At 69.9% G+C, this 23,562-nt stretch carries 25 protein-coding genes; 15 read left to right on the forward strand and 10 right to left on the reverse strand.

What is annotated here, in order from left to right:
• Positions 1–24: 24 nt before the first annotated feature.
• The 3 genes from ACFVKT_RS17950 to ACFVKT_RS17960 all read right to left on the reverse strand — a co-directional run bounded on the left by ACFVKT_RS17950 (position 25) and on the right by ACFVKT_RS17960 (position 3,296).
• The gene (locus ACFVKT_RS17950; protein WP_385732466.1) at positions 25–813 is read right to left on the reverse strand and encodes an SDR family NAD(P)-dependent oxidoreductase; all 789 of its coding nucleotides are present in this window, start codon (positions 811–813) and stop codon (positions 25–27) included.
• Between the two features lie 116 nt (positions 814–929).
• The gene (locus ACFVKT_RS17955) at positions 930–1,703 is read right to left on the reverse strand and encodes a class I SAM-dependent methyltransferase (RefSeq protein WP_385732468.1); all 774 of its coding nucleotides are present in this window, start codon (positions 1,701–1,703) and stop codon (positions 930–932) included.
• 63 nt (positions 1,704–1,766) lie between these two features.
• A complete protein-coding gene (locus ACFVKT_RS17960; RefSeq protein WP_385732470.1) occupies positions 1,767–3,296 on the reverse strand; it encodes an FAD-dependent monooxygenase in 1,530 nt (509 codons plus the stop codon).
• A 113-nt stretch (positions 3,297–3,409) separates the two neighbouring features.
• On the opposite strand from ACFVKT_RS17960, the gene ACFVKT_RS17965 reads away from it, so the two are divergent.
• Positions 3,410–4,003: a TetR family transcriptional regulator gene (locus tag ACFVKT_RS17965; RefSeq protein WP_385732472.1), complete on the forward strand. Its 594-nt coding sequence runs from the start codon at positions 3,410–3,412 to the stop codon at positions 4,001–4,003.
• A gap of 113 nt (positions 4,004–4,116) precedes the next feature.
• Here the strand turns inward: ACFVKT_RS17965 and ACFVKT_RS17970 are convergent, their stop codons facing one another.
• From ACFVKT_RS17970 to ACFVKT_RS17980, 3 genes are all read right to left on the reverse strand, one after another.
• Positions 4,117–4,374, reverse strand: coding sequence for a hypothetical protein (locus ACFVKT_RS17970; RefSeq protein ID WP_385732474.1), 258 nt, complete (start codon positions 4,372–4,374; stop codon positions 4,117–4,119).
• 80 nt (positions 4,375–4,454) lie between these two features.
• Positions 4,455–6,560, reverse strand: a complete 2,106-nt coding sequence (gene malQ, locus ACFVKT_RS17975; RefSeq protein WP_385732476.1) for a 4-alpha-glucanotransferase — start codon at positions 6,558–6,560, stop codon at positions 4,455–4,457.
• On the reverse strand, positions 6,561–6,812 hold the full coding sequence (locus tag ACFVKT_RS17980) for a hypothetical protein (protein WP_385732477.1): 252 nt from the start codon (positions 6,810–6,812) through the stop codon (positions 6,561–6,563).
• 253 nt (positions 6,813–7,065) lie between these two features.
• On the opposite strand from ACFVKT_RS17980, the gene ACFVKT_RS17985 reads away from it, so the two are divergent.
• Genes ACFVKT_RS17985 through ACFVKT_RS17995 form a run of 3 tightly spaced genes read left to right on the forward strand, consistent with a single transcriptional unit; the run spans position 7,066 to position 9,706 of the window.
• Complete coding sequence (locus ACFVKT_RS17985; RefSeq protein ID WP_385732479.1) at positions 7,066–7,599, forward strand: PadR family transcriptional regulator; 534 nt, start codon at positions 7,066–7,068, stop codon at positions 7,597–7,599.
• A complete protein-coding gene (locus ACFVKT_RS17990) occupies positions 7,596–8,366 on the forward strand; it encodes an ABC transporter ATP-binding protein (RefSeq protein WP_385732481.1) in 771 nt (256 codons plus the stop codon). Before ACFVKT_RS17985 ends, ACFVKT_RS17990 begins: the two co-directional genes overlap by 4 nt.
• Entirely contained in the window at positions 8,363–9,706 is a 1,344-nt protein-coding gene (locus tag ACFVKT_RS17995; RefSeq protein ID WP_385732483.1) for an ABC transporter permease, read from the forward strand. The genes ACFVKT_RS17990 and ACFVKT_RS17995 overlap by 4 nt, the downstream gene beginning before the upstream one ends.
• Before the next feature lie 165 nt (positions 9,707–9,871).
• On the opposite strand, the gene ACFVKT_RS18000 is transcribed toward ACFVKT_RS17995, so the two are convergent.
• Positions 9,872–10,408 carry an HNH endonuclease gene (locus tag ACFVKT_RS18000; protein WP_358819353.1) on the reverse strand — a complete coding sequence of 179 codons (537 nt, stop codon included), beginning with the start codon at positions 10,406–10,408 and terminating at the stop codon, positions 9,872–9,874.
• A gap of 272 nt (positions 10,409–10,680) precedes the next feature.
• On the opposite strand from ACFVKT_RS18000, the gene ACFVKT_RS18005 reads away from it, so the two are divergent.
• Positions 10,681–11,778, forward strand: a complete 1,098-nt coding sequence (locus ACFVKT_RS18005; RefSeq protein ID WP_385732485.1) for a mechanosensitive ion channel family protein — start codon at positions 10,681–10,683, stop codon at positions 11,776–11,778.
• 178 nt (positions 11,779–11,956) lie between these two features.
• A complete protein-coding gene (locus tag ACFVKT_RS18010; RefSeq protein WP_385732487.1) occupies positions 11,957–12,547 on the forward strand; it encodes a Uma2 family endonuclease in 591 nt (196 codons plus the stop codon).
• An 18-nt stretch (positions 12,548–12,565) separates the two neighbouring features.
• On the opposite strand, the gene ACFVKT_RS18015 is transcribed toward ACFVKT_RS18010, so the two are convergent.
• Positions 12,566–12,919, reverse strand: coding sequence for a hypothetical protein (locus tag ACFVKT_RS18015; protein WP_385732489.1), 354 nt, complete (start codon positions 12,917–12,919; stop codon positions 12,566–12,568).
• A gap of 61 nt (positions 12,920–12,980) precedes the next feature.
• Entirely contained in the window at positions 12,981–13,418 is a 438-nt protein-coding gene (locus ACFVKT_RS18020) for an ATP-binding protein (protein WP_385732491.1), read from the reverse strand.
• Between the two features lie 126 nt (positions 13,419–13,544).
• On the opposite strand from ACFVKT_RS18020, the gene ACFVKT_RS18025 reads away from it, so the two are divergent.
• Positions 13,545–14,456: a helix-turn-helix domain-containing protein gene (locus ACFVKT_RS18025; protein WP_385733162.1), complete on the forward strand. Its 912-nt coding sequence runs from the start codon at positions 13,545–13,547 to the stop codon at positions 14,454–14,456.
• Positions 14,457–14,459: 3 nt separating this feature from the next.
• Positions 14,460–14,648 (forward strand): DUF397 domain-containing protein, encoded by a 189-nt coding sequence (locus tag ACFVKT_RS18030; protein WP_385732493.1) that lies wholly within the window; start codon positions 14,460–14,462, stop codon positions 14,646–14,648.
• Positions 14,649–14,667: 19 nt separating this feature from the next.
• Here the strand turns inward: ACFVKT_RS18030 and ACFVKT_RS18035 are convergent, their stop codons facing one another.
• Positions 14,668–15,018: a phosphotransferase gene (locus tag ACFVKT_RS18035; protein WP_385732494.1), complete on the reverse strand. Its 351-nt coding sequence runs from the start codon at positions 15,016–15,018 to the stop codon at positions 14,668–14,670.
• Positions 15,019–15,149: 131 nt separating this feature from the next.
• On the opposite strand from ACFVKT_RS18035, the gene ACFVKT_RS18040 reads away from it, so the two are divergent.
• From ACFVKT_RS18040 to ACFVKT_RS18070, 7 genes are all read left to right on the forward strand, one after another.
• Positions 15,150–16,058, forward strand: a complete 909-nt coding sequence (locus ACFVKT_RS18040; protein ID WP_385732496.1) for a class I SAM-dependent methyltransferase — start codon at positions 15,150–15,152, stop codon at positions 16,056–16,058.
• 376 nt (positions 16,059–16,434) lie between these two features.
• Positions 16,435–17,646 carry an ROK family transcriptional regulator gene (locus ACFVKT_RS18045; RefSeq protein ID WP_385732498.1) on the forward strand — a complete coding sequence of 404 codons (1,212 nt, stop codon included), beginning with the start codon at positions 16,435–16,437 and terminating at the stop codon, positions 17,644–17,646.
• Positions 17,647–17,722: 76 nt separating this feature from the next.
• On the forward strand, positions 17,723–19,060 hold the full coding sequence (locus ACFVKT_RS18050; protein ID WP_385732500.1) for an ABC transporter substrate-binding protein: 1,338 nt from the start codon (positions 17,723–17,725) through the stop codon (positions 19,058–19,060).
• Positions 19,061–19,067: 7 nt separating this feature from the next.
• A complete protein-coding gene (locus tag ACFVKT_RS18055; protein ID WP_385732503.1) occupies positions 19,068–20,012 on the forward strand; it encodes a carbohydrate ABC transporter permease in 945 nt (314 codons plus the stop codon).
• Between the two features lie 4 nt (positions 20,013–20,016).
• Positions 20,017–20,913: a carbohydrate ABC transporter permease gene (locus tag ACFVKT_RS18060; RefSeq protein ID WP_385732505.1), complete on the forward strand. Its 897-nt coding sequence runs from the start codon at positions 20,017–20,019 to the stop codon at positions 20,911–20,913.
• Positions 20,914–20,918: 5 nt separating this feature from the next.
• Entirely contained in the window at positions 20,919–22,184 is a 1,266-nt protein-coding gene (locus ACFVKT_RS18065) for a 6-phospho-beta-glucosidase (RefSeq protein ID WP_385732507.1), read from the forward strand.
• Positions 22,181–23,194, forward strand: coding sequence for an N-acetylglucosamine kinase (locus ACFVKT_RS18070; RefSeq protein ID WP_385732509.1), 1,014 nt, complete (start codon positions 22,181–22,183; stop codon positions 23,192–23,194). Before ACFVKT_RS18065 ends, ACFVKT_RS18070 begins: the two co-directional genes overlap by 4 nt.
• Positions 23,195–23,562 lie beyond the last annotated feature (368 nt).

Raw genomic sequence — 23,562 nt, forward strand, 5'->3', positions numbered from 1 at the left:
GTTGTCTTATTTGTTGCCGAAGGGTCAGCCCGGAAAGATTCCGCCGGTGACGTTGACGAACGTGCCGGTGATGCCGCCTGCGTGGTCGGAGGCGAGGAACGCGGCCGTGGCGGCGATCTCGGCGAGGGTGGGGTTGCGGCGGGTCATGCGCATACCCGCCAGGCTGGCCAACAGGCCCTGGATGGCGCTCTCGTCGAGCTGCATCCCACTGTCGACCGCGTTGAGCTTCTCTACGGTCAGGGTCTCGGGCACCCCGGCCGCCCACAGACCCACGGCCCGCACCCCGCGCGGTCCCAGCTCCATCGCCAGATTGCGCACCAGCGTGTCGATCGCCGCGTCCGCCGGACCCGTGCCGCCCATCATCGGACTGCCGTGCGCCGAACCGCTGTTGAGGGTGAGGACCACACCGGAACCGCGCTCCGCCATGTGCCGGGCGGCGGCGCGCGCGGTGATGAAGTTGGCGCGGACACCGGTCACCACGGGCCGTACGAAGTCGTCGACAGGCATGTCGAGAAGCGAGGCGCCCTGCACGTCGCCTCGCGTGACGAGGTTGAACGACACGTCGATGCCGCCACCGTCACCGGCCACCGTCGCCGCGTGCGCCTCGACCGCCGCCTCGTCCAGCGCGTCGATCACGGCCGTCTCGGCGTCCCCGCCCGCCGCCGCGATGTCCTTGGCCACCTTGTCGAGCGTCTCCGCCGTACGCCCCACGAGGTGTACGCGGGCACCCTCGCGGGCGAAGGCACGGGCGACCGCGCCGCCGATGCTTCCGCCGGCGCCGTAGACGATCGCGGTCTTGTCGCTGAGCAGCATGCTGGTCTCTCCTCGGGATACGTGGTCGTACGTATCAGTCGTGCAGACCTGCGACGACCTCGAAACTCATCGCTGTGCATGGCCAGTTCCGACAAGTCGTGGCCCGTCATGGCTTCCTATGGCTTGCGCGCCGAGAGGACCGGCTGGAAGAAGCCGCTGCTCTCCGGTGCCGCCCACTCGGGCTCGACGAAGCCCGCCTCGGCGACGAAGCCGGCCAGTCTGCGCCGGGTCAGGGCCCAGTAGGTGGTGCGCCGCACCTTGACGCGCCAGTCGTCACCGTCGGGAAGGAGCTGGAAGAACTCCAGGTCGTAGCGTTCGCCGTCGTCGTGCCAGTCCCAGAGCTGGAAGGTGACGGCTCGGCCGCCTGGTGTCGGCGCGAGCTGGGGAGGGGTCGAGAGGGGCCGGGAGGCGAGGATCTCGTCGTAGGGGCGGGTGCTGATGATCAGGAGTCCCCCGCCGCGAAGGACGCGGCGCATCTCGGCGAGCACCGCGAGTACCTCCTCCTCGGTGAGCAGGTGGGGAAGGGCGTTGTCGGCGCACACGACGACATCGAACGCGCCGTCGGCGAAGGGCAGTTGCCGCATGTCGGCCACCGCCGTGGGCAGTCGCACCTCGCGGAGAGCCGCCTCCCGCCCCGCGCGGCGGACCGCCACCGGACTGATGTCGGAACCCGTGACCCGGTGACCGCACCGGCCGAGACCGATCGCCTGGGTACCGATCCCGCAGGAACAGTCGAGCACCGACATGGGCCCCGCGCCGAGCTCCGCCCGGATCATCGCGTCCAGGGCTCTGCCCTGCCGGGCCAGGCTCGCGTCCCAGTCGGCGTAGGTGAGGTGATAGTCGGCCGCGAGCTGATCGTAGAAACCTGCCACCGAAGCGTCGTCGCCCATACCGCTCAGGCTAGGACCTGTCCGGCCGAAGAGGCAGGTCAACTCACCTGCCTGCTCGGGCAGCTACTGACGGGCTCGCTCAGCCGGAGCCCGGCCGTCCAGCGACGCGCTGAGCGCCGCCTCGACGCTCACCGCGTCCGGCGACTCCGCGGCCCAGGCCACATACCCATCGGGCCGCACCAGCAAGGTCGTACGCCGACCACTCGCCCAACTCTCCACGGCAAGGCGGTCCTTGCGGCCCTCGTACTCCCCGACCTCGTACGACTGCGCGGTCGCCCCCGGTGTGACGAGGACGAACCTGCCGCCGCGCAGGGCCTCGTAGAGACGACCGCTCTCCAGGGCGACGTCCGGTACGCGCTTGCCGACGAAGGGATGGGAGCCGCGCGGCGCCCCGTACTCGTATCCGATGCCCGTGATCTGGCCGGCGGCCTTACGGCCGATCGGGCCGACGTGGTTGAGAATCGTGGTGGCGACGGCACGGAACGCCAGTGTCCCGGGGTGCTTGGCCATCGCGAGCCGCACGATGCCGCCACTGCTGCGCAGCACCGCCTTGCCCACGGGGTGGCGCTCGGCCTGGTAGGTGTCCAACAGGCCGGTGTCCGCATGGCCGTTGACGACCGACGCCAGTTTCCAGCTCAGGTTCGCCGCGTCCTGAAGGCCGGTGTTCATGCCCTGACCGCCGGCCGGGGTGTGGACGTGGGCGGCGTCCCCGGCGAGGAACACCCGGCCCACCCGGTATGCGGGCGCCTGGCGCTCGTCACTGTGGAACCGTGACATCCAGCGGGCGTCGCGCATTCCGTAGTCGTGGCCGAGGGCCAGCCGGACCACCTCCCTGATCTCGTCGAGCTCGACCGGCTCGCTGTCGGGGACGTCACGGCCGCGCTGCCAGCAGATCACGCGGTGGTAGCCGTCACCGAAGGGCGCGATGAAGGCGAAGGCGTCACCGGCGGCGTTGGCGGTCAGGATGTTCTCCGGCTGCTCGTCGAGCAGCACGTCCGCGAGGACGACGGACCGGATCACCGACTTGCCGGGGAACGGCAGCCCGATCGCGTCACGCACCGCACTGCGCATCCCGTCCGTACCCACGACGTAAGCGGCCCGCAGCCCCGCCGCCTTCCCGTCGGCGCCCCGGACTCGGAGGTTCACCCCGTCCGCGTCCTGGCTCAGCCCGGTCACCTCGGTCTCGTACACGAACCGCACCCCGGCCTCCTCCGCCCGCCGCCGCAACGCCTTCTCCACCTCGTACTGCGGGATGACGAGGAGGTGGTTGAAGCGGGAGGGGAGGGCGCCGAGCTGGACGGTGAGCCGCCCGAAGAGCCGGATACGGTCGAGGGTCTGCCCCTTGGCCTCCAGGTCGTCGGCGAGGCCGCGTGCGTCGAGCTGCTCCAGGCTGCGGGCGTGCAGAACGAAGGCGCGCGAGAGGTTGCTGATCTTCTGCGGGCGCTTCTCGACGAGGGTGACGGGGACGCGGGCCGTGGCGAGGTCGCCGGCCAGCAGAAGGCCGGTGGGACCGGAGCCGACGACGATGACGGCGCCGGGCTCAACGAACTCAGCAGATTCCGCAGACTCGGTGGAGCGGGTCTTGCCGTTCATTGCGACCTCCTGATGCCAACGCTTGTTGGTCAACGTTCGTTGGCCAACGCTCGTTTGCCAACATAGGGTGACCTCGCTGGACTGTCAACGGCTGTTGGCCTACGGTTGTTGGCATGGCCGTAAAGGAACCCTCCGCGAGCGCGAGCGCCGACGCCCCCCGCCGCTCCGACGCCACCCGCACCGCGATCCTCGCCGCCGCCCGCGAACGCTTCGCGGCGGACGGCTACGAGCGCGCCACGATCCGTGCCATCGCCAAGGACGCGCGGATCGACCCGTCCATGGTGATGCGCTACTACGGCTCGAAGGACGGGTTGTTCGCCGCCGTCCTCGACGTCGATCTGCGGCTGCCGGATCCGCAGGACCTGGACCCGCACGATGTGGGCCGCGTCCTGGTGGGCCACTTCCTCGACCTCTGGGAGAAGAACGAGGTGTTCACCGCGATGCTCCGCGTCGGCGTCACCAACGAGGCCGGGGCCGAGCGGATGCAGAGCGTCTTCAGGGACCAGATCGCGCCGGTCGCCCTGCGCGCCTGCCCCGATCCCGAACAGGCGCCGACACGGGCCGCGCTCTGCGCCTCACAGCTGCTCGGACTGGCGCTCACCCGCTATGTCCTGCGGTTCCCGCCGACCGTGGCGCTGTCCCGCGAGGAGATCGTGGTGTGGCTGGGACCGACGGTGCAGCGGTATCTGACGGCGCCGAACCCGTAAGGGGCACCAGTGAGCCCACCACCACCGGGCCCGGGAAACACATCGAGGGAGCCCGCGTACCCCAACGGGTGCACGGACTCCCTCGACGGAAACGGAGAGAGGTGGAAGCGGGCCTAGCTCTGCTTGTAGCCCGCCTTCTGGCCCAGGTTCTTGTCGGACTTGTCGAAGACCATCACAAGACCGGCGATGACCGCGAACAGCAGCAGCGGCGCGCCAACGAAGAGCCCCAGCGTGTCGATCACGCTCAGGCCCTTGCCGGGGTCGTCACCGTCGTCGCGGGTCAGCGCGAGCGCGGGAGACGTCATGAGCAGCATCATCAGCGTCGTACCGGCAGCCAGGGCGCCGGCGCGCAGGGCGTTCTTCTTGTCCACGGTGCCAACGTAGCGAACGCCCGAGTGGGCCGCGCGCCCGGGGGTGCCGTACGAGGTCTCCCCGACGTCTCCGCGAGGTCTCAGCCGCCCCCGCCCGCATGCCCGCCGTCTCCCGCACGGCCCCGCAGCACATCGATCAGCGCGTGCAGCCGGGGCGAGGCGGCCAACTCCTCCAGTGTCACCGGCCGCCCCTCGGCGTCGGCGATGGGCAGCCGCCAGTTCGGGTACTGGTCCCAGGTGCCCGGCAGGTTCTGCGGGCGGCGGTCGCCGACCGTGTCCGGGAGCCAGACGCCGATCATGCGGGCCGGGGTACGCAGCAGGAACCGGTGCACGGCCTGGATCTCGGCCTCCTCCGACTCCGCGGAGAGCCCCCCGGTCACGCCTTGCAGCAGCCCGAGCCGGGCAAGGAGCGCCAGCCACTCCCCCGTCTCGGCGGCCGCGGCGGCCCGCTCCTCCTCCAGGGTGCCGGTCAACAGGCCCAGCCGGTCGCGGAGTTCGACGTGCTCGCCGGTGAGCCGGGCGGCGGTGGACGGGAGGTCGTGGGTGGTGGCGGTGGCCAGGCAGTCGGCGCGCCAGCGTTCGGGCGGGAGGGGGAGTCCGTCGCCGTCCCAGTCCCGTTCGAACCACAGCACCGACGTGCCGAGCACCCCGCGCTCGTGCAGCGTCTCGCGCACCCCGGGTTCGACGGTGCCGAGGTCCTCGCCGATCACCAGCGTCCCGGCGCGTGAGGCCTCCAGGGTCAGTACCGCGAGCATCGCCTCGCCGTCGTAGCGGACGTACGTCCCCTCCGTGGGCGGCTGCCCCTGTGGGACCCACCAGAGCCGGAACAGGCCCATGACGTGGTCGATGCGCAGGGCGCCCGCGGAGCGGAAGAGGGCGCGCAGGAGGCGTCGGTAGGGGGCGTAGCCGGACTCGGCCAGGCGGTCGGGTCTCCAGGGCGGCAGGCCCCAGTCCTGACCGCGCGCGTTGAAGGCGTCCGGGGGTGCGCCGACCGACATGCCCGAGGCGAAGTACTCCTGCTGGGCCCAGGCGTCGGCCCCGTCCGGATGCACTCCGACGGCCAGGTCGTGCACGAGTCCTACGGCCATGCCCGCGTCGCGCGCGGAGCGCTGGGCGGTGGCGAGTTGGGCGTCGGTGAGCCAGGCGAGGCGGCTGTGGAAGTCGACTCGGTCCATCAACTCGCCCCGGGCGCGGGCGGTTTCGGGCGAGCGCGGATCGCGCAGCCCAACAGGCCACTGCTGCCACCGGGAGCCGTACACCTCGGCGAGTGCGCACCAGGTGGCGTGGTCCTCCAGCGCCTCGCCTTCCTCGGCGAGGAAGTCGACGTACGCGGCCCGCCGTCCGGGCCCGAGCGGCACCTCGCGCACCAGTTCCAGCGCCTCGCGCTTGAGCTCCCACACGGCGTCGCGGTCGATCAACGCGCCTTTGTGCAGCACGGATTCGCGGAGTCGGTCGGCGCGTTCCAGCAGCGTACGGATCCGGTCGCGGTCGTCGACGTACGCGAACTCCGGGATGTCCTCGACCCGCAGATGCACCGGGTCCGGGAAGCGCCGGGAGGAGGGCCGATACGGGGAGGGGTCGGTGGGGGCACCGGGTACGGCCGCGTGCAAGGGGTTGACCTGCACGAATCCGGCGCCGAGTGCCCGGCCCGCCCAGGCGGTGAGTTCGGCGAGGTCGCCCAGGTCGCCCATGCCCCAGGAGCGGCGGGAGAGGAGGGAGTAGAGCTGGACGAGGAGTCCGTACGTCCGTCCGGGCGGCGCGGGCAGTCGGGCCGGGGCCACCACGAGGTGGACGTCGGCGGTGCGGCCGTCGGGGGCGGTGGCGTGCAACGCGTGGACGCCGAGCGGGAGTTGCTCGACCGACGCGCGGGTCTCACCCTGTTCGGTGTCGATGCGGACGCGCGTGCCGTCCGGCAGTCCGGCCAGTTCCTCGGGGACTCGGCCGCCCCAGCACACCACGGTCGGCGGCAGCAGCCGGTCGCGCACCTCGGCCTCCCGGGACGCGAGGGCGGCGGCGATGGCCTCCGGCGTGCTCGCGTCGACGCCGAGCGCCGCCAGGACCGCGACGACCGCGGTGTCCGGGGCCGCGACCGTGCGGTCGGGTGACGGGCTGTAGGAGGCGGCGACGCCGTGCAGTCCGGCGAGCCGGGACAGCGGCGTCGGTGGCGGGTCCGCGGGCCGAGCCATCTAGATCCCCGACGCGGCGCCGGTGGAGGTGGGCTCGCTCGTCAGGTGCGCCACGTCGGCCAGCGGCGGCTCGCTGGTCAGCGGTTCGGCGTCGGGGAGCGGGGGTTCGCTGGTCAGCGGGGTCTCCGCGTAGGCGTCCTCCGCGCCGAGGACGCACAGCTGCGGGTCCTCACGCAGGCCCTGAAGGTCGGCGGACGGCTCCGCCCCCCGTTTCGAGAGGGCCGCGAGCAGAAGGTGTGCCGAAGCGGCCACGAGGACTCCTTGTCGTCGTACGGAGGCCCAGGACCTCCCAGGCCCTGTGCGGGTTCACCGCAGCCCTACCCAGCAGGCGCGACGGCAGACGTACCCGGACGAACAACGTGGTACTGGTCACGTTCCGTTCCCCCGCAGCCCTTCCAGGTTGGTGCAAACACGCCTGTTCGGCCACTCACCTGGTCGCAGCCCGCAGAAGCTCCCGCCGCTCAGCTATTCACTCACTACATATACCGAGTACATAATGATGCCCATGAGCACCCGCCACATCCTGCTGGGGCTGCTCGCCGGAGGTCCCAGCCACGGCTACGACCTCAAGCGACGCCACGACGAACGCTTCCCGCAGGCCCGCCCGTTGGCCTACGGGCAGGTCTACACGACCTTGCAGCGCCTGGTCCGCGACGGTCTCGCCGAGGTCAAGGGCACCGGCTCGGACGGCGGCCCGGAGCGGACGCTGTACCGCTCCACCGATGACGGATCACGTGAACTGGCCCAGTGGGCAAGTGAGATCACACCCCCGGCGCCCTTCGTGACAAACGAGATCTTCGCGAAGGTCGTCGTCGCGATCCTCGCCTCGGCGGACCCGGCCGGCTATCTGGGGGCGCAGCGCGCCGCGCACATGGCGCGGATGCGTGAGCTCACGGCGGTGAAGACCGCGCCGGGCGCCGATCTCGCGACCGTCCTCTCGGCCGACTACGCCCTCAACCACCTTGACGCCGACCTCCGTTGGATGACCACGACGGCGGCCCGGCTCACCACTCTGACCGCGGAGGTCGACGCAGCATGAGCAATCCACTCCTGGCCGCCAGGAGCCTGTTCAAGGCGCACGGTGCCACCCCGGCGCTGCGCGGCGCCTCGGTGGACCTGCGCGCCGGCGAGATCCTGGCCGTCACCGGGGCCAGCGGCAGCGGCAAGTCCACGTTGCTGCACTGCCTGGCCGGCATCGTCCGCCCGGACATGGGCACGGTGGAGTACGGCGGTGAGCGCCTCGACCTCTTCCCCGAGAAGCGGCTCAGCGAGTTGCGGCGTACCGACTTCGGGGTGGTGTTCCAGTTCGGGCAGCTGATCCCCGAGCTGACCGCCCTCGACAACGTGGCCCTGCCGCTGCTGCTGGCGGGCCTCTCGCGTACGGCGGCACAGGAGCGGGCGGGCGAGTGGCTGGAGCGGTTCGGCGTACGCGGGCAGGAGGCGCTGCGGCCCGGTGAGATGAGTGGCGGGCAGGCCCAGCGGGTGTCGCTCGCGCGGGCCCTCGTAACCGGCCCGAAGGTCGTCTTCGCGGATGAGCCGACCGGCGCGCTGGACTCCCTCGCCGGGGAGCAGGTAATGACCGCGCTGATCCACACGGCCCGCGAGTCCGGTACGGCGGTCCTGCTGATCACGCACGACGCACAGGTGGCGGCGTACGCGGACCGGGAGGTCGCGCTGCGGGACGGAGTGGTCGTCGGTTCCGAGGCCGAGCCCGTGGCCGGCTCTGAAACGGCCGACTCCGAAGCCGCCGACTCCGAAACGACCGGCTCCCAAGCCGCCGACGCGTCCGCGGAGGTGACCCCGTGAGGACCGATCTCCGGCTCGCGCTGCTGCTGACCCGTGGTTCCGACCGGCGGGAGTGGTGGCGGGTCACGCTCACAGCCGTGGGGGCGGGGCTCGCCACCGGCTTCATGCTGGCGGCGGCCGCGGTCGCCTCGCTGCGGGGGCACTACAGCGTATCCATCGGCAACGGTCTGCTCAACGACCCCGGCGAGCGCTCCGGCATCGTCCTCGCCCTGCTCCTCCTGCTCGTCCCGGTGCTCGGCTTCCTCGGGCAGTGCGCCCGGATCGGTGCCGTGCACCGCGACCGGCGGCTGGCCGGGCTGCGGCTGGCGGGGGCCGCTCCGGCGCAGGTCCGGCGGATCGCCGCGCTGGAGACGGGGCTCGCGTGTCTCGCGGGGTCGTCGGTCGCGACCGTGTTCTCCGTGCTGTTCGTGCTGGGTGAGTGGCGGAATCCGCCCGCCGCCGCCTGGGCGGCGTTCGCGAGTGTCGCGGTGGCCGTGCCGGTGCTGGGCGCCCTGGTGAGCACGCTCGCGCTGCGCCGGGTGGTCGCCTCACCGCTGGGGTGGGTGCGGCGGACGCGCCCGAGTACCGGCCGGGGTCCGGGCACCGCGTTCCTGACGGCGGCACCGGTGATCATGTTCGTGGGGCTCGCCATGGCACCGCATCAATTCGGCGGATTCGACACGGCGCCGCCGCTCGTCTTCGGCGTGGTGATCATCACCAGCGTGGGCGCCGTGCGGGCGACCGCCGCCACCGCCCGCCTCACCGGCCGCAGGCTCGCCGCCCGCACCGGAAACCCGGCGACACTCATCGCCGCCGAGCGCCTGCGCGACGACCCGTGGGCCGCCGCCCGCACCCACGCGGCGGTCCTGCTGGTGACCGTCGTGGGGACCGGATTCATCGGCATCCGGCAGGTGCTGCTCGACGAGCTGAACGGACGCGACCGGGACTCCCTCGCCGCGGACATCTCCTTCTACGTCACCGGGGTCGACCTCACCGGCGCCGCCATCCTCGTCGCCCTCGTGATCACCCTCTCCGGCCTCGCCGTAGGCACCGCGGAGTCACTGGCCACCCGCCGCCGGGGGCTGGCCGCGCAGGCCGCCGCCGGGGTGCCGCACGCCGTGCTCGGCCGGGCGCTGCTCCTGGAGACGGCTCTGCCGCTGGCCCCCGCGGTCGCACTGGCCGGTGCCGGGGGCATGGCGATCAGCACCTGGTACGCGTGGCTCGCCGCCGGCGGCTCAGCGGTGCCGCTGCTGCCCCTGCTGGCCCCCGTGGCCGTGTACGCCGCCTGCCTGCTGGCCGCCGCCACGTCACTGCCGCTGCTGCGCCGCTCCATCCACCCGACGGAACTACGCTTCACGTGACATTTCACACAGCTCCGGCGCGCGGACATGTACGGAAAAGGCCGCCGGCTCCCCGGGAGGCACAGGGGTCCTCCTGGGGAGCCGGAACGGGGCGACGGGGTGCCGTACGACGCACGGCGCCAGTGGCACCGTACGACCGTGAACGGCAACACGAAGGCCCGGATCTCAGGCGGAAATGCCGTCGATCCGGGCCATCGCGTCGTCCGCGCCGTACGGCTGCAGATAAGGCAGCCAACGCGGGTCCCTGTGTCCGGTTCCGATGATGCGCCAGGCGAGCCCCGTAGGCGGGGCGGGTTTATGGCGCAGGCGCCAGCCGATCTCGACCAGGTGACGGTCGGCCTTGGTGTGGTTGCAGCGGCGGCAGGACGCCACCACGTTGTCCCAGGCGTGCTGACCTCCGCGGGAGCGCGGGATGACGTGGTCGACGCTGGTTGCGACGCCACCGCAGTACATGCACCGGCCACCGTCGCGGGCGAAGAGCGCGCGACGGGTAAGTGGAACGGGCCCCCGATAAGGGACCCGTACGAACCTCTTCAGCCGGACCACGCTGGGTGCGGGGACAGTAACGGTCGCGCTATGCATGAAGGCGCCGGATTCCTCGAGGCTGACAGCCTTGTTCTCCAGGACGAGGACGAGCGCGCGGCGGAGCGGTACGACGCCGAGCGGCTCGTACGACGCATTGAGGACCAGGACGTGCGGCACGGATGCCTCCTTGTACGCCGGCGGCGCGTGGCTCGCGCCGGGACGATCTGTGGCCAGTGTCCCCGAATGCCTGGTGGAAGCGCCACCATGTGCCGGTAACGGGCTGGGAGTGTTTTCGACCACACCCTCTTCATCCCCAGGTGGGTACGGCCTCTCCCCCCAACATGGCAACGATCGACACACAATGCCCCGTTAGTGTGGTGGTTCTGCCCGATCGGTGCCCCTCATATGTCCCTGCCGCGGGCGGACAGCTACGCCTGGAGGTACCTGCTGTGTCCTTGCACGTCCTACTCGCCGCCGTTACGCCGTCGCCGTCCCCCACCCCCACCCCGTCGGCGACGGACCCGGCGGCGGCAACGCTTCAGGACGCCCAGGAAAGCGCGACCAACGCCGCGAGCTGGGTCGAGCAGAACTGGTCGACGTGGCTCAGCATCGGCCTGCGGGTCCTGCTGATCGTGGTCATCGCGGCGGTGCTGAGAGTGGCGGTACGGCGGGCGATCAGCAAGCTGATAGAGCACATGAACTCCACCGCCCAGGCGGTGGACGGCACGGCGCTCGGCGGGCTCCTCGTGAACAACGAGCGCCGCCGCCAGCGCTCCCAGGCCATCGGCTCGGTGCTCCGCTCGGTCGCGTCCTTCGTGATCATGGGCACGGCCTCGCTGATGGTCCTCGGCACGTTCGAGATCAACCTGGCGCCGCTGCTCGCCTCGGCGGGTGTCGCGGGCGTCGCGATCGGTTTCGGCGCCCGCAATCTCGTCACGGACTTCCTCTCCGGCGTCTTCATGATCCTGGAGGACCAGTACGGCGTCGGGGACACGATCGACGCGGGCGTCGCCTCCGGCGAGGTCATCGAGGTCGGCCTCCGCGTGACCAAGCTCAGGGGCGACAACGGCGAGATCTGGTACGTCCGCAACGGCGAGGTCAAGCGCATCGGCAACCTCTCCCAGGGCTGGGCCACCGCCGGCGTCGACGTCATGGTCCACCCCTCGGAGGACCTGGACCGCGTCCAGTCCGTCCTGAACGAGGTCGGCGAGGCCATGAGCAAGGAAGAGCCCTGGAGCGAGCGCCTCTGGGGCCCGATCGAGGTCCTCGGCCTCGACACCGTCCTCCTCGACTCGATGGTCGTCCGCGTCTCCGCGAAGACGATGCCCGGCAAGGCGCTGAGCGTCGAACGCGAGCTCCGCTGGCGCATCAAGCGCGCCTTCGACGCCGCGGACATCCGCCTGGCCGGCGGTCCCCCGGCCCAGCCGGACGACGAGCCCCCGGCCGACCCGACGGCAGGCATGTCGGCCCCGTCGGCCTACGCCTCCTCCACGTCCCCGCAGTCCCAGGCCGCTTCACCGCTGACGCCGCCGAGCGTGACGAAGTAGCCGGTCGGCAGCCGTAACGGTTCAGCACGCTCGTTCGAGTGAACGGGTGCGGTCTTTCCATGTCGTACGACGCCCGGGTGGCCCATGGTTCTGCCGGGGCATCCAGTGCGGGCGTAGCCTGGCACCACTGCGACAAGGAGAACCAGCGATGAGCGCCGAACCGATTATGGAGCCGGTCATGACGCAGGTAGACCCCATCGATCTGTTGATCGCGTTCGAAGAGGCGTCTCCGATGCCGATTCGACCCGAGTACGTCGAGGGGACGGTCATCGTGCCGCCGCAGCCGGATTACAACCACAGCAAGAGCGCCGTCAGACTCACCCTCCAGCTCTGCACCGCCGGATTCGAGTTGGCGGGTTTGGGAATGGGATTCCGCGCCGCCCATAAAGACGGCAGCACGATGGACCTCGTCATTCCCGACTTCTACGTCCTGCACCGCGAACCCACCGAGTTGGACGTGTCGTACCTCAAAGCCCACAAGGGGTGGTATGCCATCAGCATGATCGCTCTGGTCGGCGAGGTCACCTCCACCAACCACGAGACGGACACCGGCCCCAAGCTGCGCACCTACGCCGCCACCGGCGTCCCCGTCTACGTCCTGATCAACCGCAACACGAAGACGGCCCACTGTTACTCGGACCCGATCGTCCCGAGCGACGACCCCACCAAGGCGTACTACGACACCGAGGCGAAGGTCGACCTCGGGCAGCCGCTTCCACTCCCCGCGCCGTACCCGACTCTTGAGACAGCACCGTTCCTGGAAATCTGAAACGGCTCCCAGTGCCAGTCAGCCACCCGTGACCTCACGATGCGCGGCGCGCACGATGTCACCGGCCTCGCGGATGGCGCGGTCGCGGACAACCGGATCCGGGCTGCTGATGGCCTCCTCGGCAGCAGGCAGCCGCCGTGCGGTCTCCGGGTACCGCTCGATGTCGACTAAGACCCCCCACTCCCGGTAGAACATCCGGATCGGTACGACGCTGTCCTCGTCACCGGCCCGCACGAAGGCCTTCTGCAGGTCCTCGAAGAACTCCGGGAGGCGGGACGGGGCGACCGTGGCCACGGCCTGGCGCAGGGCCGGAAGCGTCAGCTCGGGCCGAGGAATGAGCGGACCGTCCCCGTCCGCGTACGGCATGGTCATCGCCCCCCCTTCTGCTCGTCGAACACCGCCGTGGCACGTGCCCACGCTAGCGCCATTCCCGTCACTCCTCCGCGCTCGCGAGCAGATCGGACCGCCGAGCCAGGTCCCACTCCCCGTACACGGTTTTGCCGACGCTCCGGGGCTCGCTTCCCCAGCGATCCGCCAGTGCCCCGACGAGTAACAGCCCCCTCCCGAACTGATCAGTCCCCTCTGCCACGCGCGGGCACGGCAGCCGCTCGCCGCGCGGGTCACTCACCTCGACCCGCAGGGCGGTGCCGGTGAGCGTGATCCGTACGCGGATGAGGCGGTCTCTCAGGCTGCCGTGCAGCAGGGCGTTGGTCATCAGCTCGGAGACGACGAGGGCGGCGTCCCCGGCGAGGTCGAGGTGCCCCCACTCGGTGACCAGCCGGGCGGTTCGACGGCGGGCGAGGGTGACACTGCGGGCGAGCGGGGTGTAGTCGAGACGGTCCTCGTGGAGAACGGGTGGGGCGTCGGCCATGGACACGTACCTCCTTGTGACACCGCCAAGTGAGCGGCTGAGCACTGAATGTAAATGGCCACTATTTCCGGAGGCAATAAACTCGGGGAAATTATTCCCGAACGAGTGAAGGAGGTCGACTCTGTGATGCCTACGGGACAAACTGTGACCGTGACGCGATCAACCCAGCCCGTGAACAACCGGGCGTCAACTGTCTTGGGCCGCAGGCTCGGTGGAGAACTCCTACGTCTGCGCGACGCGGCAGGAAAGACGCAGCAACAGGCAGCCGAGTCCATCAGCGCGACCAACACCAAGATCGTGAAGATGGAACGCGGCTGGGTACCGATGCGGGACCTGGACATCCGGGTGCTGTGCGAGTTCTACGGCGCGGAGGACCACAAAGCCGTAGGCCGACTGATGGAGTTGGCCAAGCTGGACCGCGAGCGCCGCAAGGCCAAAGGATGGTGGCAGCACTCGCCGCATCCGGGCACACTGTCCGAATACATCGCACTGGAGGACGTTGCGAGCCGGGTGCGCTCCTGGCAACTCTCCCTGGTCCCAGGCCTGTTCCAGACCGCCGAGTACGCCCGCTCGCTGATCGTCACCGAGGGCGTGGGCGTGTGGGAGGACCCGGACGAAATCGAGCGCCTCGTCGAGATCCGAATGCGCCGCCAGGCACGCCTGCATGACCCGCGCCCGCTTCAGGTGTACGCCGTCATCTGGGAAGCGGCGCTAAGACAGTTGATCGGCGGCCCCAACACCATGCGCGCACAACTGGAGCAGCTCCTGGAGGTCACCAAGCTGCCGAACGTACGCCTACAAGTAGTGCCATACCGCGCGGGCGGGCACCCCTGCATCTCGGGCCCGTTCACCATCATTTCGTTCGCCGAGAACGAGGCTGTGGACGTGGTCCACGCCGACACCATCGCGTCTACTGTGTGGGTGGAAAACGAGGCCGAGAGCGCCGCGTACAGCATGTTCTTCGAACGTACGGCGCGGCTGAGCCTCGCTCCGCACGACTCGGTCCTGCTGATCGACACCATTCGCCAGGAGATCTGACCCATGCACGAGTTCGACTTCGTCAAGTCCAACTACAGCAACGCCGGTGGCGAATGCGTCGAAGTCGCCCGCAACATCCCCCACACCATAGCCATCCGCGACTCCAAGTCCCCCGAAGGCCCGATACTCCGCCTGACCCCGACCGCCTGGGCGGAGTTCACCGCCACACTGGACCCCAAGCTTGTTTCCTGACGTCCCGCCGAGTGCTTGATCACTGGTGGACCGATGCGGTGAGTCGTTGCAATGAGGCGTGGGCGGGTGGGCCCCAGGTGGGTTTGCCTCCGAGACGGCCGCGGACGCCGTCGTTTGCGATGTGGATGTTGCTGAGGGCGCGCAGCACCGCCCAGCCGCGAGCGCGGCGGAGGGTCGCGGCATCCGGGCTTAGCCGGTAGGTCTCGTGGAAGAGGTCGGCGGCGCCGTCCGGCAGCAGGATCCAGGCGGCGGCGAGGTCGCAGGCCGGGTCGCCTGCGACGAGGTCGCCGGAGTCGATCACGCCGGAGAACGTGCCGTTCGTGGTCAGGATGTTGGCTGGGTGCAGGTCGCCATGGAGCCAGGGGCTCATCCTCATCTTCCAGTGGAACGTCGGCGGATTCGCCGTAGCGAGTCGGCGCCTGACAGGCCGAGGCCGACGGCTGCCGGAAGCGCCGGAAAACCGGTGGAGCCGTCGGAGGGCGTGTCCGTACCGTGCGTGGGGTGACCTATCTGAGCCCCCTGGGATATCTGCTGGGCATCGAAGGTGCCGCCTTGCTGCGCGGTTTCAGGGAGGGAAGCGCCGACCGGGTGTTCGTCGAGGCCCGGATCGCCGAGATCCGCGCCCTGCTGGATACGCCCTCCCTCGCGCACGCCGAAGGGGTCACGGCGACTCCAGGCACGATCAGCGCGGCCGACGTCTACCAGGAGTGGGCGCCGTACTATGACGCCCCTGGTAACCAGATGATCGACATTGAGCAGCCCGTTGTCCGCCGCATCCTGGACAGCCTGCCCATCGGCACGGCGCTGGACGCGGCCTGCGGCACCGGCCGCCACACCGCCTATCTGCATGAGCTCGGCCACCACGTCATAGGCGCGGATGCCTCACCGGGCATGCTCGCCCAGGCCCGCAAACGCCTGCCGGATGTCGACTTCCACGAGGCCGACCTGCAACGGCTGCCTCTTCCCGACAACGCGGTCGACACCGTCGTGTGCGCGCTCGCTCTGACACACGTCCCCGATCTGGCCTCGGTGCTGGCGGAGTTCGCACGAGTACTGCACCCTGGTGGGAACCTCGTGATCTCGGACGCTCACCTGCTGGTGTCCTACCTCCGGCCGACCTTGGCCCGCCGCCCCGGCCCGGACGGCCGCCCGTCCCTCCTCGCCGAGTACCACCGCCCGCTCAGCGCCTACCTCGCCGCAGCCCTCCCACTGGGCTTCCAGGTCCGACGCTTCGAGGAACCCCGCCGCCCGCAACACTCTCTCAACCCCGACACCACTCCGAACCCAGTCCCGACCCATCTGTCCTGGGACCTGCTGCACTGGTATCCGGAAGCGTCAGCTGCGGCCCTGGACGATTCCCCGATCGCGGTCATCTGGCACTTCCAGCTCGAAGACGCCCCGAAGAGCTGAGCGACCGGACCAGATCAACTGAAGCGTGGTCCGGCATCCACACCTCCAGGACCACACCACCCGAGATTCCCAGAAGCCCAGGTTCTCAACTGAACTGGTCGCCGCAGGTCACAGAGCTGAGCCGGACCAGATCGGCTGAGCCGGGACAGCGCTCGGCGAGCCTCTACCTGGTGACCGGGCCCCCTGTCCGAGGGGAGCCTCCCCGGCCTCGCGCAAGTAACGACTGTGTTGCCACCAGCGGCCGCTATTGACGCCCTCGCCGACTGCGGCTTAGTTTCCTCACACCAATAGGAAACCTTCCTAACAATGATCTTCCGGTGGACTTCCCGGCGGCCACGCTGAGAGGCTGTGCGGCTGAAAGGCAGGTGACGCAGACATGGCAGGATCCGCCGGCACGCCGGGCACTCCGAGCGTTCTGCGCGCCATGAACGACCGTGCCGCCCTGGACCTGCTGCTGGCGCACGGCCCGCTCTCGCGGACCAGGATCGGCAAGCTCACCGGACTGTCCAAACCCACCGCCTCGCAGCTCCTCGCCCGCCTGGAGGCGGCCGGACTCGTGCTCGCCACCGGGACCATCGAGGGCCGCCCGGGCCCCAACGCCCAGCTGTACGTGGTCAATCCGGGCGCGGGTTACGCGGCGGGCCTGGACGTCACCCCCGAGCGCATCCTCGCCGCCGTCGCCGACGTGACCGGGCGGACGGTGGGTGAGTACGAGCTCCCCACGCCCGGCAGGCGCCCCGCGCAGTCCGTCGTACGCCAGGTCACCGACGCCCTCGACGGCGCGGTGAAGGCGGCGGGGCTCGCCAGGGACGACGTCCGGCGGATCGTCATCGGGACGCCCGGCGCCTTCGACCCCAACACCGGGCGGCTGCGGTACGCCTCGCACCTGCCCGGCTGGCACTCCGCCGGGATCCTCGACGAGCTGGCGGCCGCGCTGCCGATGCCCGTCGAGTACGAGAACGACGTCAACCTCGTCGCCATCGCAGAGCAACGGCTCGGTGCGGCGCGCGGACACGAGGACTTCGTACTCCTGTGGAACGAAGAGGGGCTCGGTGCCGCGCTCGTCCTCGGCGGGCGGCTGCACCGCGGCTGGACCGGCGGCGCGGGCGAGGTCGGCTTCCTGCCGGTGCCGGGGGCGCCGCTGGTACGACAGGTCACCAAGGCCAACAGCGGTGGCTACCAGGAACTGGCCGGTTCGCAGGCCCTCCCCAAGCTCGCCCGCGAGCTGAACATCCGGCCCGTACCCACCGGTCCGCACGCCGAGGTCGCCGCCGCCCTCGTCCAGCAGGCCGCCGCCCATGACGACGGCCCCTACCGGCAGCTCCTTCAGACGTATGCGACCGGGCTCGCCACCGGTCTGGCCTCGCTCGTCTCCGTGCTCGACCCCGAGCTCGTCGTGCTCAGCGGCACCTCGCTCACCGCGGGCGGCGAACCGCTGCGCGCCCTGGTCCAGGCCGAGTTGGAGGAGCTGGCCGCGTCCCGGCCACGCCTCGTGCTCGGTGACGTACACGAACACCCCGTGCTGCGCGGCGCGTTGGAGAGCGCCCTGGCGGCCACCCGCGACGAGGTGTTCGACACCTCCCGCTGAACCCCGTAGATCCCTCCCACTGAACTCGTAGACCCCTTCCGCGAACACCTTCACCCTGCCCTAGGGAGACCCCGCCATGCCCGGAATGTCCCGACAGGTGGCCGTCGCGCTCGCCGCCTCCGCCTCCATAGCCCTCCTCACCTCCGCCTGTACCGGCCAGACCCAATCCGGCGCGAACGACGACGCGTCCGCGGAGACGACCATCAACTTCTGGCACGCCTGGAGCGCGCCGAGCGAGGTCGCGGCCGTGAAGTCCCTGGTCGCAGGCTTCGAGAAGGCGCACCCCAACATCCACGTGAAGATCGTCGGCAACATGACGGACGACAAGGTCAACCAGGCGCTGCGCGCGGGTGGGGACAATGCCCCCGACGTCGTCTCCTCGTTCACCACCAACAACGTGGGCAGGTTCTGCTCGTCGGGCGCCTTCGTCGACCTCAACCCCTTCTTCGAGAAGGCGGGCATCGACCCGGAGAAGACCTTCCCGAAGGCCATGAACGAATACACCCAGTTCGAGGGCAACCGCTGCACGGCCCCGCTGCTCGGTGACGCCTACGGGCTCTACTACAACAAGACCGCCTTCGAGAAGGCGGGCATCTCCAGCCCCCCGAAGACCTGGTCCGAATTCGAGGCCGACGCCAAGAAGCTGACCATCTCCAAGGGCGACAGCTACTCCCAGCTCGGCTTCATGCCGAACTACCACGGCTGGGAGTCCACGACCGAGCACTACTTCGGGCAGTTCTCGCCGACGTACTTCGACTCGTCCGGCAAGTCGAACGTCGCCAACGACCCCGCTTTCGAGGCCGGGTTCACGCTCCAGAAGAAGCTCGTCGACGAACTCGGCGGCTTCCAGAAGCTGGAGACGTACCGCTCCAAGCTCGGTGACGAGTGGGGCCCCAAGCACCCCTTCCAGACCGGCCAGGTCGCCATGCAGCTGGATGGCGAGTGGCGGCTCGGCATGGCCGAGGAGGCCAAGCCCGGCTTCGAGATCGGCGTCGCGCCGCTGCCCGTCCCCGACGACCAGGTGGACCAGTACGGCAAGGGTTACATCACCGGCACCATCGCCGGCATCGCCGCCACCAGCAAGAAGCAGAACGCGGCCTGGGAGCTGGTGAAGTACATGACCACGGACACCGCCGCCGTGGTCGGCTTCGCCAACGCCATCCACAACGTGCCCTCGACGCTCGCCGCCCTCAAGTCGCCCGACCTGAAGTACGACCCCCGCTTCAAGACCTTCCTGGACATCGCGTCGAACCCCAACTCGACGACAACTCCCGCCTCGATCAACGGCGGTTCGTATCTCGTGACGATCCAGGAGTTCGGATACGACTACGAGAGCGGCAAGGAAACCGATCTGAAGGCGGGCCTGAAGAAGGCCGCCGCGCAGATCGACACGGACATCGCGCAGGCGAAGTAGCAGCGTCATGAGCGCCACGTACACACTGCGCGCCAAGCGCCGCCGGGCGGCGCTGAAGACGGCCGCCTTCATGTCGCCCTGGCTGATCGGTTTCGCGGTCTTCTTCGCGTACCCGCTGCTGTCGACGGTCTATTTCTCGTTCATGCACTACGACGGCTTCCAGCCGCCGACGTGGGTGGGCACGAAGAACTGGAAGTACGTCTTCGAGAGCTATCCGCTCTTCTGGCCCGCCCTGCGCAACACCCTGTGGCTCGTTGTCATCATGGTGAGCCTCCGGGTGCTCTTCGGGCTGGGCGTCGGCCTGCTGATCACGAAGATCAGGACGGGCGCGGGTGTCTTCCGGACCCTCTTCTACCTGCCCTACCTCGCCCCGCCCGTCGCCGCCACGATGGCCTTCGCGTTCCTCCTCAACCCCGGTACGGGACCGGTCAACTCGATCCTGGAGAACATCGGGATCCCGGCGCCCGGCTGGTTCAACGACCCGGCCTGGTCGAAGCCCGCCCTGACCATGCTGGCCCTGTGGGGTGTCGGCGACCTGATGGTCATCTTCATGGCCGCGCTGCTCGACGTACCCAAGGAGCAGTACGAGGCTGCCGAGTTGGACGGCACGTCGGCGTGGCAGCGGTTCCGGTACGTCACGCTGCCGAACATCTCGCCCATCGTGATGTTCGCGGTGGTCACCGGCGTGATCCAGACCATGCAGTACTACACACAGCCGCTGATCGCCGGGAAGGTCGCGTCGGGCGTCATCCAGGGCGCCGGAACCCAGTTCGTGCCCGGCTATCCCGACAAGTCGACGCTCACCCTCCCCCAACTCGTCTACAACCTCGGCTTCCAGCGCTTCGACTACGGCTCCGCCTGTGTGGTCGCGCTCGTGCTCTTCGCCCTGTCCATGGCGTTCACCGCGTTCCTGATGCGGCGCCGGGGCGGTCTCATCCAGGCAGGTGACTGACCCCATGACCACTCAAGTACTGGACAAACCAACGGAGTTGAAGGCCCCCGTCTCGCCCGCCGAGCGCACCGCCCGCCGCAAGGCCCTCCTGGAGTGGGTCGCCGTACACGCCCTCGGCGTCGCGGCCGCCCTCTTCTTCGTACTCCCCTTCGTGTTCGTGTTCCTGACCTCGCTGATGAGCGACACCCAGGCACTCAGCCGCGATCTGATCCCGCACACCTGGGAATGGGGCAACTACCGCAAGGTCTTCGACACCCCGGGCTTTCTGACCTGGTGGAAGAACACCCTCCTGTACGCCGGTGCCGGCACCGTCCTGACGGTGGTCTCCTCGATCCCGGTCGCCTACGCACTCGCCAAGTTCCGCTTCCGGGGCCGGAATCTGTCGCTGATGCTGGTCATCTCGATGATGATGCTGCCGCCGCAGGTCGTCATCATCCCGATGTACCTGTTCTGGGCGAAGCAGTTGGACCTGTCCGGCACCCTGTGGCCGCTGATCATCCCGATGGCGTTCGGAGACGCGTTCTCGATCTTCCTGCTGCGCCAGTTCCTGATGACGATCCCGAACGAGTACCTGGACGCGGCGAAGGTCGACGGCTGCGGAGACCTGCGGGTGCTCCTGAGGGTCGTTCTGCCGATGGCCAAACCGGGTATTGCCGCGGTCGCCCTCTTCCAGTTCTTCTACGCGTGGAACGACTACTTCGGGCCCCAGATCTACGCTTCCGAGAACCCCGGCGCCTGGACGCTCTCCTACGGCCTGGAGTCGTTCAAGGGCGCGCACCACACCGACTGGAACCTCACCATGGCCGCGACCGTGCTGGTCATGGCCCCCGTGATCCTCGTGTTCTTCTTCGCGCAGAAGGCGTTCGTCGAGGGTGTCACGCTCACCGGAGTGAAGGGTTGACACGTATGAAACTCACCGTGGTCGGCGGAGGGTCGACCTACACACCCGAACTCATCGACGGCTTCGCCCGGTTGAGGGACACCCTGCCCGTCGAGGAACTGGTGCTCGTCGACCCTGCGGCGGAGCGCCTGGAGCTGGTGGGCGGACTGGCCCGGCGGATCTTCGCGCGGCAGGGGCACCCCGGCCGGATCGTCACGACCGCGGACCTGGACGCGGGCGTCGAGGGCGCCGACGCCGTACTGCTGCAACTGCGCGTCGGCGGGCAGGCGGCACGCAACGAGGACGAGACCTGGCCGCTGGAGTGCGGCTGCGTCGGGCAGGAGACGACGGGCGCGGGCGGCCTCGCCAAGGCGCTGCGCACGGTGCCCGTGGTCCTCGACATCGCGGAGCGCGTCCGCCGCACCAACCCGGACGCCTGGATCATCGACTTCACCAACCCGGTCGGGATCGTTACCCGCGCCCTGCTCCAGGCCGGCCACAAGACCGTCGGGCTGTGCAATGTGGCGATCGGCTTCCAGCGGAAGTTCGCCGCGCTGCTCGGGGTGACACCCGCCGAGGTGCACCTGGACCATGTGGGCCTCAACCACCTCAGCTGGGAAACCGGTGTGCGCCTGGGCGGCCCCGAGGGCGAGAACGTCCTCCCCAAACTCCTCGCCGAACACGGCGACACCATCGCCGACGACCTGCACCTGCCACGCAGCGTCGTCGACCGCCTGGGTGTCGTCCCCTCCTACTACCTGCGCTACTACTACGCGCACGACGAGGTCGTACGAGAACTGCGCACCAGCCCTTCGCGGGCCTCCGAAGTGGCGGAGATGGAACGGCAGTTGCTGAAGATGTACGGCGACCCGACGCTGGACGAGAAGCCGGAGCTGCTCGCCAAGCGCGGCGGCGCCTTCTACTCGGAGGCGGCTGTGGACCTCGCGGCGGCACTGCTCGGCGGGGGCGGCAGCCCCTACCAGGTGGTGAACACGTACAACAACGGGACGCTCCCCTTCCTGCCGGCCGACGCCGTGATAGAGGTCCAGGCCTCGGTCGGCCCCCAGGGGCCGACGCCGCTGCCGGTACCGCCCGTGGACCCGCTCTACGCGGGCCTCATGGCGAACGTGACGGCGTACGAGGACCTCGCCCTGGAAGCGGCCCTGCGCGGCGGCCGGGACCGGGTGTTCCGTGCCCTCCTCGCCCACCCCCTCATCGGCCAGCACGAGTACGCCGACACCCTCACCGACCAGCTGATCGCGCACAACCGGGAGCACCTCGCGTGGGCATGACCTCATCGGGATCCGGCGCCGGGACGGCCGCCGGATCCGCCCCCACGGCCCTGGTCCTGGCCATCGACGCGGGGAACAGCAAGACCGACGCGGCCGTGCTGGCCGCGGACGGACAGGTGGTCGGGACGGCGCGCGGCGGTGGTTTCCGCCCGCCGGCCGTCGGCGTGGAGACGGCGGTGGACTCGCTGGCCGAGACCGTCGGCCGGGCCTTCGCCGAGGCGGGCGTCAGCTCGGTCGCGCATGTCTCCGCCTGCCTCGCCAACGCCGATCTCCCCGTCGAGGAGGAGCGGTTGGCGGCCGCGCTGCACGCGCGTGCCTGGGGGGCGAGTGTGGAGGTGCGCAACGACACCTTCGCGATCCTGCGGGCCGGGATCGCCGAGCCGCGCGGAGTCGCGGTGGTGTGCGGGGCGGGTATCAACTGCGTCGGGATGCGGCCCGACGGGCTCACCGCGCGCTTTCCCGCGATCGGGCGGATCTCCGGGGACTGGGGCGGTGGTGGGGGCCTCGCCGAGGAGGCGCTGTGGCACGCGGCGCGTGCCGAGGACGGCCGGGGCGGACCCACCGCTCTCGCCCGCACCCTCCCCGCCCACTTCGGTCTGCCCTCCATGTACGCCCTGATCGAGGCACTCCATCTGGAACACCTCGGGGACGCCCGGCGGCATGAGCTGACGCCGGTTCTGTTCGCCACCGCGGACGAGGGCGACCCGGTCGCCCGCTCCCTCGTCGACCGCCTCGCGGAGGAGGTGGTCGCCATGGCCACGGTCGCCCTGACCCGCCTCGCCCTCCTGGAGGAACCCACCCCGGTCCTCCTCGGCGGCAGCATTCTCGCCGCCCGCCACCCCCAACTCGACACCCGCATCCGGGACTTGCTGGCCGACCGCGCCCCCAAAGCGGTCCCCCAGGTCGTCACCGCCCGCCCGGTCCTGGGCGCCGCCCTCCTGGGCCTGGACCACGTCGAGGCCCCGGCCTCGGCACACACCCGCGTGCGAGCGTTCTACGAGGGGAACTGAAGGCTTCTTTCGCCCCCTCCGCCCCTGCCCATTCCCGTCACTTGGGGGCTCCGCCCCCAAACCCCCGCTCCTCAAACGCCGGAGGGGCCGAATCTCTCCCGGCCGGCGCTAGAGATCTTCAGCCCGTCCGGCGTTTGAGGACGAGGCCGTCCAGGCCGACAGCGGGGGTCTGGGGGCGCAGCCCCCAGGAAGCAAGGGACGGGTAGGGGCGGAGGGGGCGAAAAAACCCTCCTCCGCCCCCACCCCGAACGGGAACCGAACACATACCGGGGACGTGTTCAGGGGAAGGGGGGCGTTGCGGGGAGCTTCGCGCTGCGCTGTGATCCGCACAAGATCGAGTGAAGAGCTGTGCGGATGACAGTCCCTGC

The organism is Streptomyces sp. NPDC127595 (assembly GCF_042671685.1).
Taxonomy (GTDB): Bacteria; Actinomycetota; Actinomycetes; order Streptomycetales; family Streptomycetaceae; genus Streptomyces.